Source organism: Deltaproteobacteria bacterium (genome assembly GCA_019310525.1).
In the GTDB taxonomy this organism is placed as follows: domain Bacteria; phylum Desulfobacterota; class DSM-4660; order Desulfatiglandales; family HGW-15; genus JAFDEE01.
In genome coordinates this window covers 1-12,481 of sequence record JAFDEE010000033.1, presented here as the reverse complement: position 1 = coordinate 12,481, position 12,481 = coordinate 1, and the positions used below count along the sequence as shown (strand labels likewise).

The window sequence follows — 12,481 nt, the reverse complement described above, 5'->3', positions numbered from 1 at the left end:
GTCCATGGAAGGAGTGAAGATCGCCAGCCGGAACAATTCATTTTTCAAGATGCTTGTCAAAGTGTCCGGTCCCAGAGGGGTTAAAAAATCGGGATACACACTCCTTTATGGGGCCCGGCAGGTCGGAGAAATCCTCCGGGACTTTCCCGACCTTTGCGAAGCACTGGTCTTGAAGGAAGGGCGGAAGATTTCGGGGTTGGCCGTACCGGCGGGCCTCCCCCTTTATCGCCTGAGTCCGGCGCTTTTCAGGGAGGTGGATATCTTCGGGACAGGAGGGCCTGTTCTGCTCCTCCGGGCACCCCGTCTCGACAAATGGGATCCGGGTCATTGGCCCCGGGGATGCACCCTTTTCGTTCCTTTCCAGGACCCGGCGAACGTGGGGGCCGTGATCCGGGCGGGGGCGGCGTTCGGGGTCCCACGAGTGGTCCTGCTGGAGGAGTCGGCCCACCCCTTTCATCCCAAGTGCCTCAGGGCCGCCGGGAGTTGCCTTTTCCGGGTTCCCTTGGTAAAAGGTCCTTCAATAAAAGCGTTGATGGAGCCGGAAAACCCCGTCGTGGCCCTTTCCCCTTCCGGCAAGGACATCCGCTCTTTCTGCTTCCCTCCCGTATTTGGCCTCCTTCCGGGTCTTGAGGGCCCGGGGCTCCCCGGGGGAATGGATCATCTGGAGACCGTGGGGATCCCTATGGTGCCGGGGGTTGAATCCCTGAACGCCGCTATGGCGACGGGAATCGCGCTTTTTCTTTGGAGGTTCGGTAAGGATGGGTGGGAACGAACCGTGGAGACTTTCGTGAAAAATACGTCTTGACAATTTTGCAGGTTGAGGATAAAAAAGCCGTCTTATTTTTGGACGGGCATTAGGGAGGTAATTAGAGATATGGCTTCCAAGACAAAGAAAGTCCGGGCCATCCGGAAAGGCAAGAAAAGGCCGAACAAGGCCAATCGAAAAGCGGACATGAAGCGAATCCAGCGGAACCGGGAAATCCTGGCCGAACTTGCGGCCGAAAGTCCCTCTTGAGAAAGAGAAAAGGAAAGAGAGAGTCTGTTTTTGACTTCCTGATGTATGGGGAGAAATTTCTGTCTCAAATCATCACTGGTATAATCCTTATTCTTTCCTGTTCCACCTGATCGAAGATTGACGGCCGGCGGTCTCAGATCCCGAGATCACCGAGTCAGTTTTTACGGCTCACTCCAACCGGTAACCTTCCCCTTCTCATCGAAGGATACGTAACCGCAAAAGATGTTTGGGTAGTACCAGAGGGTCCGGACTCCCTTGATGACCTTAACCGGCTTTCCAAGAAGGGCCTCTACCTGGCCCCTCTTCATCCCCACCTGGAGGCGCCGCCAGTTCTTTTTGTTGCGCCAACCGTTTTCAGAAATGTTTTCGGAGATCCCATACTTTTCGCATTCCTGGAGGCGGGTCTCGAGATCCCTGATTCTTTTTTCGAGTTCAGATACCTTTCGTCTAAGTTGGATGATCTCTCCGTCTTCGGCCCGGGAATGGACAGGAATCAGAAGGGAAAGAGACAGAATCAGCAGAAGGGTGATTCTGTAAAGTGCAAACCTTTTGGGAAGCTTTATGGGTGTCATGATCCGTAAGGGTGTGCCCCGAGTTGGGAACATGTCGGACCCAGGGGGAAACATCGATCCATCCAATCGAAAAAGATCGGCTCAACCGGGTCCGCGGATTTTTTCAGGGCATTGCAACGTATGTAGAACAATACACTAGCAGAAGATAATATGGGAGGCAAGGCTTTCCGGAAAAGGATATCCTGAAAGGAAAAGGGTGGCCTGGTTTTGAATGGGAAAACTCTCGGTTTCCGGATCAGGTGAGCCAGAAGAGATAAGCACCTAAAAGGATAATGACCAGGGACCACCAGGTTTCTTTGATAATCCGCAACATACCCGTTCTCTCCCAGATTACGACCCTATATCGGCAGCAAAGAGGAAAATCTTGAATAGGGAAAGTGATGAATGGGGGACGGCAGGAGAGAGGAATCAAGGTCGCGTCCCCTGGATCGAATGGGCAAGGGGGTCATCAGGGATCGTCGGGTTGCTGATCCAATCGTCGAAGCCTCAGGGTGAGGGGTCTCGATGGGTCGCCTGCCAGGTATAGAGTTTGGGTGGGGAAAGCGAATTCGATTCCCTCTTCATTGAACCGGCGGAGAACTTCCCTGTTGAATCGTTCGGAGAAGGCCATGTAATCCCAGTAATTGGGGGGGTGGTACCAGTAAATCACCATAAGGTTGAGGGATTCGGCGTTGAAGTCGCTGAAATAGACCCGGGGAGGGTAATCAGGGTGCATGCCCTCGTGATTGTCCAGGATTTCCCGGAGGATCTCCAAGGCCCGGTCCACCTTTTCGGGAGGGGTGTCGTAAGTGATGGTGATGTTGGCGATTCGCCGGATGTAAGGGCGTTTCCCGATGTTTCGGATGGTCTTGTTGGCAAGTTCTCCGTTGGGGACGGTGACCAGGTGGCCGTCCAGCGTGCGTATGCGGGTCGACCGCAGGCCGACTTCCTCCACGGGTCCGTCGTGGCCGTCCACTACGATCCGATCCCCGAGTTGAAAGGGTTTGTCTGCAAAGAGGATGATGGAGCCGAAGATGTTTTTGATGGTGTCCTGGGCGGCCAGGGCGACGGCCAGACCGCCGATGCCGAGGCCTGCGATTATGGAGGTTATGGGTTTGTCGCTGAGGAGTTGGGCGATCTGAACCAGGACCAGTATTACGATGGTGAATCGGAGGCTTTTTCGTACGATGGGGACGATCATGTCGTCCAGGCGGCTCTCGGTTTTGGCCGAGATGTTCGTGAGCCAGGTGTTGGGGACTTCCACCAGCCAGTAAAGGAGGTATCCCACGGCCACGCTGACGAGTATCGCTGTAAGAGTTTTAAAAAGTTCGGCGGCCCCCGGTCCTAAACTCAGGATTCCCTGGCCGATGGAAAACGCGATCACTACGGAAAGGAATACCACCCCTTTGGCAAGAGAACTCATCACGATGGATAGGATCGGCTTCTGCTTTTTTTCGAATTGTCCCGAGGTCTTCAGAAGAACCAGCCTGGCGATTTTTCCACCCAAAAATCCGGCCAAAAGGATTGCAAAGAGTGAGATGATATGCCAGAGGCTGTTACCGGCGATTTCAAAATCGATCATGGCTCTCTCGTTTTCTCTCCAGGAAGCACAGCCCGGATGAGTGAAATCGCTAGTGAATCCCGGACCTTTTCGACCTTGGCTCGTTTCGACAAAGGGGCGTGAAAGGCCTTTAGAGAGAGGGTTTCAGAAAAGGCCTCTTTGGGTATTTATGCCGGTGGTGCGAGAGAGGGGACTCGAACCCCTACCTCCGAAGAGACTGGATCCTAAGTCCAGCGCGTCTACCAGTTCCGCCACTCTCGCACGGAATGGATTTGTCCACTATTTTTCGTCCGGTTCATCAACTCCAAACCCGCTGGAATCCTATCCTCCGCCTCTCCTTCAACAGCCTGTTAATGATCACCCTGATCCCATTATTGCCCCGGATCGGAATGGCCTAGATCATGAAAGATTTTCCCCTCCCTGTCAATGTCTTTGAATCATGGAAGGTGATGAGGATATCGAAACCTCGGAGAGAGCACGGCTGGTACGCATCCATGTTGCAGAGGGCAAGGCCATCTGGTGGGCGGAAAAAGGCTTTCGTTTCACACAAGGATTACAGGATATAGGGCACTTTCATGTTGTAAGCCTTGTATACTACAAAGGTTTCAACGGATTGGACATCTTTAATTCGGGATACCTCCTCGGTATAAAACTCAAGGAGTCCAAACTCGTTGTTTAGCAGGATTTGGAGAATAAGATCGAAGCGGCCAGTTACTACCGCTACGGATACGACACCTTTCAGTTCGCTGAACTCTTTGCCCTTCTTAACGAGATCCATACATCCCAGCTTAACCCCTATCAGGGCGACCATGTGCCCGGGAAGCAGTTCAGGATCTACGAGACCCGATACATCCAGCAAGCCCTCTTCCATCAGTTTGTTGGCCCTAGCCCGGACCGTATTTTCCGAAACCGATAGGGCGGTGGCGATATCATGAAAAGACTTGCGTCCGTCCTTGAGGTGACGGATGATGGCGATATTGATTTCATCAATTTTCACAGGAACATGCCTCCAAAAGTCCAGGGCTCTCGATGACAAACTTCCTCAAGTTTAATAAATATTGAAGGTTCTGTCAATATGTCTGACTTATTTTAACAATAATCGCAGATTTTTGGGTTATAGGTCTTGAAAAGTTCTACTTTTAGGTGTTAATGCATAACATGTTGGTCTCTGGAGGAAAGGGATCGTTAATTTTAAAGTCAGAAGGTGGAAACTATGAAAATCGTTGTAATAGGAGCGGGACCGGGTGGGTATGTGGCGGCCATTCGGGCGGCCCAGTTGGGAGGGGATGTCACCCTCATCGAGCGGGAAAATGTTGGAGGCACATGCCTTAATTGGGGGTGCATTCCTTCAAAGGTCTTGAAGACCACGGCCGAGATGTTGCTCCGGTTCAGGCGGGCGGCGGAGTTTGGCATCCGGGTGGAGGGGGATGTTCGGCCGGACCTGGAAACTCTTATGGCCCGGAAAGACCGCGTGGTCCGGGATCAAGCAAGGGGTATTCGCACCTTGCTGGACCACAGCAGGGTCCGCTACCTCCAGGGCGAGGGATTCCTAAAGGAAGGCGGAGTTGTGGAATTCAGGTCCCCTGAGGGAGAATCCATTGATGTCCCCTGGGATCGGTTGATCCTTGCCATGGGTTCCCGGCCGGCGGATCTCCCTGACTTTCCTTTCGACGGGGAGCGGGTCCTTTCAAGCAACGATGCCTTTTTGCTTAAGGAGATTCCACGATCTCTCATGATCCTGGGGGGCGGAGTCATCGGGTGTGAATTCGCATTCATCTTCTCCGCCCTTGGGACCAGGGTCACCCTTGTAGAAGGTCTCTCAAGGCTTCTGCCCCTTCCGTCGGTGGAGGAGGGCTGCTCGAAGGTCCTCGAGCGGGAGATGAAGAAATCGAAGATCGAGTTCATGGTGAACCGGACCGCAGCGTCGATCGAGATGGGGGAGGACGGTTGTCGCGTGACCATCGGCCCCTCTCCTTTTTGCGATGACTTGAAAGAGAAGGACAAGAAGATCCTGACGCGTGATGTGGAAAAGGTCCTGGTATGCGTGGGACGCAAACCCAACACGGAAGCCGTTGGACTGGAACGTGCCGGGGTGGAGACGGACGCAAAGGGGTGGGTCCGCGTAAATGAAAAGATGGAGACCTCTGTGCCGGGAATCTATGCCATTGGGGATATTCTCGGTCCCTCCAGACCCATGCTGGCCCACGTGGCTTCCAAGGAAGGCCTCGTCGCCGCCCAAAACGCCATGGGAGACGACCTGTTCATGAATTACAGGGCCGTTCCTGGCGCGGTCTTCACCTCTCCGGAAGTGGCCGACGTGGGCCTTACGGAAGCCGGGGCGCTCTCGGAGGGCCTGGATATTCGGGTGGACAGGGTGCTTTTCAGGAACCTTGGAAAGGCCCACGTGATCGGGGAAATCGCCGGTGAGACCAGAATAGTCTCCGAGAGGAAAAGCGGAAAGATCCTGGGCGTTCACATAGTTGGGCCTCATGCCAGCGACCTGATCGCGGAAGGGACCCTGGCCGTCCAAAATGAGTGCACGGTCCGGGAACTTGCCGACACAATCCATGCCCACCCGACCCTGCCGGAAATCATGATGGAGACGGCCTTAAAGGCGTTGGATCAATCCCTACACGGCTAAAAGGAACGGTTTTTCCTCCCAGGGTTTCGGGGGAGTCAGGATTGTTGTGGAGAAAGGGGAGGAGCGTTCTTCAAGTGCTTCTCGATTTCCTGCTTCGGGATGCCAAGACAATAGAGCATGCTCAGGATCTTGTCCCCACCCAGGATGCCGTCGGTGGCGATAGTGGTGTTTTCGGGTTTGAAGGCGATGGAAAGACCGGTGTTCCGGATGAAATGAGACTGTGTTGATCCGTCCCCCACCCCGATGACCTGATCGGGCCCCACCTTTTCCATCCCCATGATGAATTCGAGAATTTCTTCCTTGCTGGCCGGCGTGATGGCCGGCTCCTCCAATTTTCCAGTGATGATGCCTTCCCGGTCGACCTCGAGCATGTTCGAGAAGGCATAGTCCACTCCGGCCTCTTCGAAGATTCTCTTGATGAAAAAACTGAACCCCGAGGAGATAAGGGCGATCTTGAAGCCCATAGACTTGAGGATTCGGATCAGCTCAAGGGAGCCGGGATTCAGTTGGAGCACCTCTCCGAAGCTTTCAAGGTCCTTGATCGGGATGCCTTTCAAATGCCTGGCATAGTCTTCAGGGCGCTCAAGACCGTTCTCTCCCTCCTCGCCATGGATCGATTCTCCATTGGCGGCCTTCACTTTTCCGGCGATTTTCTCGAAGAACTGCGTGAGGGAATCGTGTCGGATCAGGGTTGATTCCACATCGAACACGACAAGCTTTTTGGCTTTCCTGTAAATGTCTTCACTCTGGATGACTACGCTCTGCCCCAGTAATCCACAAAGCTCCTTAAGCTCTGCCTTCATCCGATCCAGGGCCTCCTCCCTCGATCGTCCTTCCTCCACACGAATATGACTGGTGTCGATTACCATCTCCATGGAGAAGAATTCTCCCCTGGCGATCATCTTGCAATTCTCGATGTTGATGTTCCATTTGTGGAAGAAGGTGGACACCTGCATAATGATCCCGGGTTTATCCGTGCCGAGAAGGGTGACGATATGGTGTTCCCGCTCCCCGGGGTAGTAAATTTCGTCGCTTTCAAAAACTCCGAAAGTTACCTTCAGTCCCGTTTCCTTTTCAAGGTCTCCCAGGGCCTTTTCGATGTCGTCCATGGATTTTTCGGAGGATGAAAAATCGATCACGAGAAAGATGGAAAACAGCCCCCTACGACAGTTCTCTTCCACGTCGATGATATTGCCTGCCAATTCGTATATGGTTCTCGTGATCTTGGAGACCAGGCCGGGTGAGTCGAGACCCACCGCTGACAGACTCAAGATCTTGTTCGTTTCACCCATTGTTTTCACCCATGATTTTTCCTGGGTATCGATCCTCGAAAAATCAGGCCTTGTCGTAGAAAACGAATACTTCTTCTTCGTAATATCTTCCCTCGATCACCTGACCGGGACCGAACCGCTTGAGTCGTTTCCCCTCAAGGAACCTCCGGAAGCGATCATTCATTTCATCCAAGGTCACTTCTTCCTTGAACCAGGTGGTGGGCACATTCACGTTCAAGGGGCGGGCAGGAATGCAATGCCGCGTAGATTTGGGTGCAAACACCCGACCCCTTTTCGCGGCATCCACGACCATTTTCTTGGTCATCCTGGGGGTCCATAGCACGACCTCGTCATCTTTGAGGGTGTTGGAAAAATCCCCTTCCGTGATGTGCTGGCAAGGCACGAATCTTACCTCGATACCCAGGGCTGTCAAGCGTTTTTGTATCTTTTCCAGGGCCCCGTAAGCGTCGACCGCATCCTTGACGGTGTCCCGGGGAAAGGTGAGGGAGGCGCAATAGTCCCTTTTCTGGATTCCGCAAGACAAGGGATTCAGGTCGAGGATCTCGTTCAATCGTTCTTTGTCTCCCACCTCCTGCACAATACCTCCAAGTTCTTTTGCAACCCTTTCGACAACGGCGATATTCTTTACTCCATCCAGGACCCTGAACCAGTACCGTAGTTCAGCTTTTTCGTGGAAATAGTCTATCTTGCAAACCGGAATGTAGGTGAACCTTAATTTTTTGAAGGCATAGGCCCGATGATTTCCGTCCAGAACGATGTGGTTTTCGTCCACAATGATCGGGTTCTGCAAGTTGTTCCAGTTCTTGAATTCGAGAAGCAACTTGTGTGCCAGGTTGGGCAGGACCTCTTCGTGGATCAAGAGAGAATTTACCGGCACCACTTCGAGTTTCAGTTCAAGGCTTTCGGTCTTTATGGAAAACATGGCATCAGGGTGGAATTTCGAGTCGGTATTTTTTGAAAAGGACGGGATCCAGTCCGTGGGCCCCGTTTCGTGCCTGGACATCCACCGGATCGTTCGCCCACATGCCGGGACCTTCAGCCTTGGATGCGACTGGAGGTCCCGTTTTTTGGAATTTCCCTCACATTCAATAATATTTGCGGATTGGACATAGAATAAAGAGAAAATTGATGAAATGTAAAGGAAAAGAATGAAAAAATAGAAAAATCTTTAAAAGGAAGGGCGAGAGGAAACCTGTCTTTTAGGTTTCCTCTCATTGGCTCGTACCGCCCTGGATGGAGTGGTCATAGGGATTTTCCCGCCTTGGCCCGGATGTGGGAAATGGCACGTTCGAGGCGGTCCAGGACCTTTTCCCTTCCAAGAACCGCCATGACTTCGAACAATCCGGGACTGGCCGTCCTGCCTGTAAGGGCCACACGGATGGGTTGCGCGATCTTTCCCAGCTTGATCTGTTTTTTCTCCAGGAAGTCCAGGAAGACCCTTTCCAGTCCTTTCTCGCTGAAATCCTCCGTCCCTGCGAGGGTCCCCTTGATTTCCTCCAGGAGATCCAGGATGCCGGGCTTGAGGAACTTCCGGTCCCCCTTTTCCTCGTAGCTCACTTGGTCTTGAAAATAGAAAAGGGCTGATTCCGCCATCTCATCAAGGGTACGGCTTCGCAGCTTCAAGGTCTCGACGGCTCGTGCCACCTCATTCTTGTCCAGGCCTTTAAACCCGCGTTTCTCCAGGAAAGGGAGGACAGCCTCCGCCAGGGCTGCTGTATCCGATTCCCTGATGTAGCGGGCATTGAGATCAAGCAGTTTTTCAGCGTTGAAGATCCCGGCGGACTTACCCACATTTTCCAGGGAAAATTTTTCAATGAGTTCTTCGATGGTGAATTTTTCCTGATCTCCGTAAGACCAGCCGAGCCTTACCAGGGCGTTGAGGAGGGCATGGGGCAGGTATCCCATGTCCCTGTATGCCAGTACGGAGGTGGCTCCGTGTCGTTTGCTCAGCCTGGTCCTGTCCGGCCCGAGGATCATGGGAACGTGGGCGTAGTGGGGAAGGGGTTCGCCCAGGGCCTGGTAGATGTGGATCTGACGGGGTGTGTTGTTGACATGATCGTCTCCCCGGATGATATGGGTCATTCCCATGGTGATGTCGTCGACCACGACGGCAAGGTGGTAAGTCGGCATTCCATTTGAACGCCTGAGGATCAGGTCGTCCAGTTCCTCGTTGTTAAAGCTAAGAGGACCCTTAACCAGGTCATGAAACACGGTCTTCCCTGTCTGGGGCGCCTTCAGCCGAACGACCGATCCAGGGGTCGGGCCCAGTCCGAGGTCGCGGCACCTGCCGTCGTATTTGGGTTTCAACCCCTTTGCCAGGGCCTCCTTGCGCCGTTTTTCCAAGTCCTCGGGGCTGCAATGACAGTGGTAGGCCTTCCCCGCCGAGAGGAGGCGCTCGATGAATTCTTGGTAGATCGGGTACCTCTCGGACTGGAAATATGGCCCTTCGTCCCAGTCAAGCCCAAGCCATCGCAAGGATTCCAGGATGGCGTTGGTGGCCTCCGGTGTGGATCGTTCCCTGTCCGTGTCCTCGATGCGAAGGATGAATTTGCCTCCCTTCTGGCGGGCGAAAAGCCAGTTGAAAAGAGCGGTGCGGGCCCCACCGATATGCAGGTACCCCGTAGGGCTGGGAGGAAAACGTGTGACGATTTTCTGGGTTGTCATGAACTCTTCAGCCTCCAATGGCTCAGTCAGGATTTCGGTTCGCGGAATCCGCGGATACCGGACGCAGGGACTGTAACACAGGGCCGGGAAGCTGACAAGCACCATCCACTCGCCTCTGAACCCTCCCCTTAGGGAATGCTTGCATTCCCGAGCGGTTTCAGTGCTGCGAAGTTTATCTCCTTGCAGGAAGAGATCCCATGAAGGAGGACATTGGGGAGGGCATACTCTGGCCCGGACTGGATTGACGGGGGCGTTTGTGTTACTGTTCAAAAGTCGCAGGATAGTGTTCGTCAAGTCAGGGGCATGTCGAATATCCAAAATGTTTTAATGTCCCAATCTGGGAAGGGGAGAAACCTGCGCCTTCAGAAGAAGACTTTATTAGATCGTTTTATAATAGGGTTCAAGGATCCAAGGGGCCCTGGGTTCGAGTGAGAAATCGGGATTCAAGGAAAGATGATTTTTACTTGGCCCCTAAAGCTATCGGCTTCAGCCGATAGTAGTTTATATATGTCGGGCTCGGTGAAATCATGGGACTCATGGAAGCAAGGAAAAGATTCAAGGCGACCGGAAGGGATGGGGATGAACCCAATCTATAGAGAGGCAATACCTCTATTCGTGAGAGAAGCGATTGAACGACTGGATCGTTCCGGATTCAAGGCCTTTGTCGTGGGTGGGGCCGTACGGGACATGATGATGGGGCGGGAGAGCGTATCTGACTGGGATGTGGCCACCTCAGCGGATCCGGCCCGGATCCATGCGGTATTCCGGGATACCCCCAGGTTTTCTCTCAAGCACGATACCGTAACCCTTGTCATGGGAGAAAAACACCTGGAGATAACGCCGTTCAAAGGGGCTGAGGGGCGCGGGCGGAGCATCGAGGAAGACCTGCGTTTCAGGGATTTTACGATCAACGCCATGGCCTATGATCCAATGGGGGAGTGTATCATTGATCCTTTTGGAGGGAAGGCCGATATCAAGAGAGGACTGGTCAGGGCAGTGGAAGAGCCCAGGGAACGGTTTCTCGAAGACCCCATCAGGCTTCTGCGGGCCGTGCGGATCGCCGCCGAGACCCGATTTCGGATTGAACCGGTCACTCAAGAGGTCATCAGAGATATGGCGGATTTGGTGGCCGGTGCGGCAAAGGAGAGAATGCGGGACGAATTGATGAAGATCCTTCTTGTCCCCGCTCCTTCAAAGGCATTTTCGATGCTCAGGAGGACAGGGCTCATGGACTACATCCTGCCCGAACTCCTGGAAGGGTATGGGAAACGCCAAAACCCCAAATACCATCGTTTCACCATCTACAGACATATCATGGAGACCCTGGATCGGGTCGAAGCCGAGCCCGTCCTCCGGCTGGTGGCCCTTTTTCATGATATTGGGAAACCCCGTGTTCGGAAAAAGGTGGAAGGGGTTTTCCGGTTTCACGGTCACGAAGATGAAAGCGCGATCCTGGCCGCCCAAATCATGGATCGGCTCAAGTTCAGCCGGAACATGATACAGGAGGTAACCCACCTCATCAGGAACCATGTGGTCGGTTACCATTCCGGATGGGGAGACAGCGCGGTCAGACGTTTTGTCCGCCGTGTCGGACCTGAGAATCTGGACCGCCTCATTGCGTTTCGCCGTGCTGATCTCCTGGCCCACGGCAGGGAAGATATTCCCCTTCACGAGCTTTCGGAATTGGAGAGGAGAGTCGAGGAGGTGAAAGGGAGATCCATGGCGATAGGCATCCGGGACCTGGCCATTGACGGCCATGAAGTGATGGAGATCCTGAATCTTTCCCCCGGTCCTGAGGTGGGAAGGATATTGAATCACTTGTTGGAGCGGGTAACCGAGGCCCCCCAATTGAACACGCGTCGGAGGCTCATCACGCTGCTGGAAGAAGAGTTGAGGGCCTAGCCGGGGAAAGCAAGGGGTCTTTTCGGGGGCGGTTCTGTCCCGGGCTCCCCTCGGGAGTAAGTCCCGGGATCAATCGTTTTGCACTGAATGCGAACCTTTCTCTGTATCGCTTCAGTTTTTACCCGGTTTCTTTTTTTCCCTAGGCGGCGGTTCGTCCGGAAGGGGAGAATACCGGCCCGACTCCGTGCGGTAGGGAACAGGACGCAGGAAGATACCTACTTCCCCACTCTCTGCTATGCGCCACAGCCGGCCGGTAGCGGTATCCAGCATGTACTGGTCCTTGCTGGAATCGGAAATCTGTCCGAAGACAAACCGTCCACCCGGACAGCCCAGGGAAAGGTGCTGTTTTATCTCCGGGGGGCGCGTACTCCCCACACCGAACGGTTGGGCAAGGCTCGAAAAACTCGGGTACCCCAAGAAAAACAATCCCGTCAAAAAAGCGATTTGCCAGGTAGGACGAAGCAAAGATTTGACCTCCCTTCGTAATATGATTAGGATGAGTAAATGCACAAGTGAAGGTCATGTCAAGGCTTTTCTGGTTAATCCGGCACCGCGTTTCATTCGCCTTCGCCAGGATACCCTGTAGCCCTGTAGCTCGCTGCAAGAATGACATGGTGAACCCTAATAGCCATTCAGCTCAAGATTCCCTGCTGCGTGCAGGGGTGAGCTTCATTGAAAATCAAACTTGGTGCCCGGGAGGTCAGGGGAAATTTCGGAAGGCAGGATGAGTATGCCTTGTTTTACATGGGGGGGAAGCGGGATCTCCCTATTTCGTGCCCATCCATAAATGGCCCTTTTCCCCAATCTCTGCGCCTGCCTGTGCCGGACCTATCTGCCATTCCAAGGGGCAGGCAG

The 12,481-nt window shown here is 53.7% G+C and carries 11 protein-coding genes and 1 tRNA gene; 4 read left to right on the top strand and 8 right to left on the bottom strand.

Going from position 1 to position 12,481, the window contains the following annotated elements:
* Positions 1–4 precede the first annotated feature (4 nt).
* A complete protein-coding gene (locus JRF57_07810; GenBank protein ID MBW2303601.1) occupies positions 5–805 on the top strand; it encodes an RNA methyltransferase in 801 nt (266 codons plus the stop codon).
* A 69-nt stretch (positions 806–874) separates the two neighbouring features.
* Complete coding sequence (locus tag JRF57_07805) at positions 875–1,015, top strand: hypothetical protein (GenBank protein MBW2303600.1); 141 nt, start codon at positions 875–877, stop codon at positions 1,013–1,015.
* A 161-nt stretch (positions 1,016–1,176) separates the two neighbouring features.
* Here JRF57_07805 and bamE read toward each other — a convergent pair whose 3' ends face one another.
* From bamE to JRF57_07785, 4 genes are all read right to left on the bottom strand, one after another.
* Positions 1,177–1,587 (bottom strand): outer membrane protein assembly factor BamE, encoded by a 411-nt coding sequence (bamE, locus tag JRF57_07800; protein MBW2303599.1) that lies wholly within the window; start codon positions 1,585–1,587, stop codon positions 1,177–1,179.
* Positions 1,588–2,035: 448 nt separating this feature from the next.
* On the bottom strand, positions 2,036–3,148 hold the full coding sequence (locus JRF57_07795; protein ID MBW2303598.1) for a mechanosensitive ion channel family protein: 1,113 nt from the start codon (positions 3,146–3,148) through the stop codon (positions 2,036–2,038).
* 155 nt (positions 3,149–3,303) lie between these two features.
* A tRNA-Leu gene (locus tag JRF57_07790) sits at positions 3,304–3,388 on the bottom strand.
* Between the two features lie 292 nt (positions 3,389–3,680).
* A complete protein-coding gene (locus JRF57_07785; GenBank protein ID MBW2303597.1) occupies positions 3,681–4,124 on the bottom strand; it encodes an Lrp/AsnC family transcriptional regulator in 444 nt (147 codons plus the stop codon).
* Between the two features lie 216 nt (positions 4,125–4,340).
* Here JRF57_07785 and lpdA point away from each other — a divergent pair, with 216 nt between their 5' ends.
* Positions 4,341–5,768: a dihydrolipoyl dehydrogenase gene (lpdA, locus tag JRF57_07780; protein MBW2303596.1), complete on the top strand. Its 1,428-nt coding sequence runs from the start codon at positions 4,341–4,343 to the stop codon at positions 5,766–5,768.
* Positions 5,769–5,803: 35 nt separating this feature from the next.
* On the opposite strand, the gene JRF57_07775 is transcribed toward lpdA, so the two are convergent.
* The 3 genes from JRF57_07775 to gltX form a co-directional block, all read right to left on the bottom strand.
* Entirely contained in the window at positions 5,804–7,060 is a 1,257-nt protein-coding gene (locus JRF57_07775; GenBank protein ID MBW2303595.1) for an HAD-IB family phosphatase, read from the bottom strand.
* A 43-nt stretch (positions 7,061–7,103) separates the two neighbouring features.
* The gene (locus JRF57_07770) at positions 7,104–7,982 is read right to left on the bottom strand and encodes a hypothetical protein (GenBank protein ID MBW2303594.1); all 879 of its coding nucleotides are present in this window, start codon (positions 7,980–7,982) and stop codon (positions 7,104–7,106) included.
* A gap of 320 nt (positions 7,983–8,302) precedes the next feature.
* Entirely contained in the window at positions 8,303–9,724 is a 1,422-nt protein-coding gene (gene gltX, locus JRF57_07765; GenBank protein MBW2303593.1) for a glutamate--tRNA ligase, read from the bottom strand.
* A gap of 579 nt (positions 9,725–10,303) precedes the next feature.
* Here gltX and JRF57_07760 point away from each other — a divergent pair.
* Positions 10,304–11,626: an HD domain-containing protein gene (locus JRF57_07760; GenBank protein MBW2303592.1), complete on the top strand. Its 1,323-nt coding sequence runs from the start codon at positions 10,304–10,306 to the stop codon at positions 11,624–11,626.
* Between the two features lie 111 nt (positions 11,627–11,737).
* Here the strand turns inward: JRF57_07760 and JRF57_07755 are convergent, their stop codons facing one another.
* The gene (locus tag JRF57_07755) at positions 11,738–12,091 is read right to left on the bottom strand and encodes a hypothetical protein (GenBank protein ID MBW2303591.1); all 354 of its coding nucleotides are present in this window, start codon (positions 12,089–12,091) and stop codon (positions 11,738–11,740) included.
* Between the last annotated feature and the right edge of the window lie 390 nt (positions 12,092–12,481).

Coding starts and splice junctions, on each gene's coding strand:
- JRF57_07810 (MBW2303601.1), top strand. CDS start 5: ATGGAAGGAGTGAAGATCGCCAGCCGGAACAATTCATTTTTCAAGATG.
- JRF57_07805 (MBW2303600.1), top strand. CDS start 875: ATGGCTTCCAAGACAAAGAAAGTCCGGGCCATCCGGAAAGGCAAGAAA.
- bamE (MBW2303599.1), bottom strand. CDS start 1,587: ATGACACCCATAAAGCTTCCCAAAAGGTTTGCACTTTACAGAATCACC.
- JRF57_07795 (MBW2303598.1), bottom strand. CDS start 3,148: ATGATCGATTTTGAAATCGCCGGTAACAGCCTCTGGCATATCATCTCA.
- lpdA (MBW2303596.1), top strand. CDS start 4,341: ATGAAAATCGTTGTAATAGGAGCGGGACCGGGTGGGTATGTGGCGGCC.
- JRF57_07775 (MBW2303595.1), bottom strand. CDS start 7,060: ATGGGTGAAACGAACAAGATCTTGAGTCTGTCAGCGGTGGGTCTCGAC.
- JRF57_07770 (MBW2303594.1), bottom strand. CDS start 7,982: ATGTTTTCCATAAAGACCGAAAGCCTTGAACTGAAACTCGAAGTGGTG.
- gltX (MBW2303593.1), bottom strand. CDS start 9,724: ATGACAACCCAGAAAATCGTCACACGTTTTCCTCCCAGCCCTACGGGG.
- JRF57_07760 (MBW2303592.1), top strand. CDS start 10,304: ATGAACCCAATCTATAGAGAGGCAATACCTCTATTCGTGAGAGAAGCG.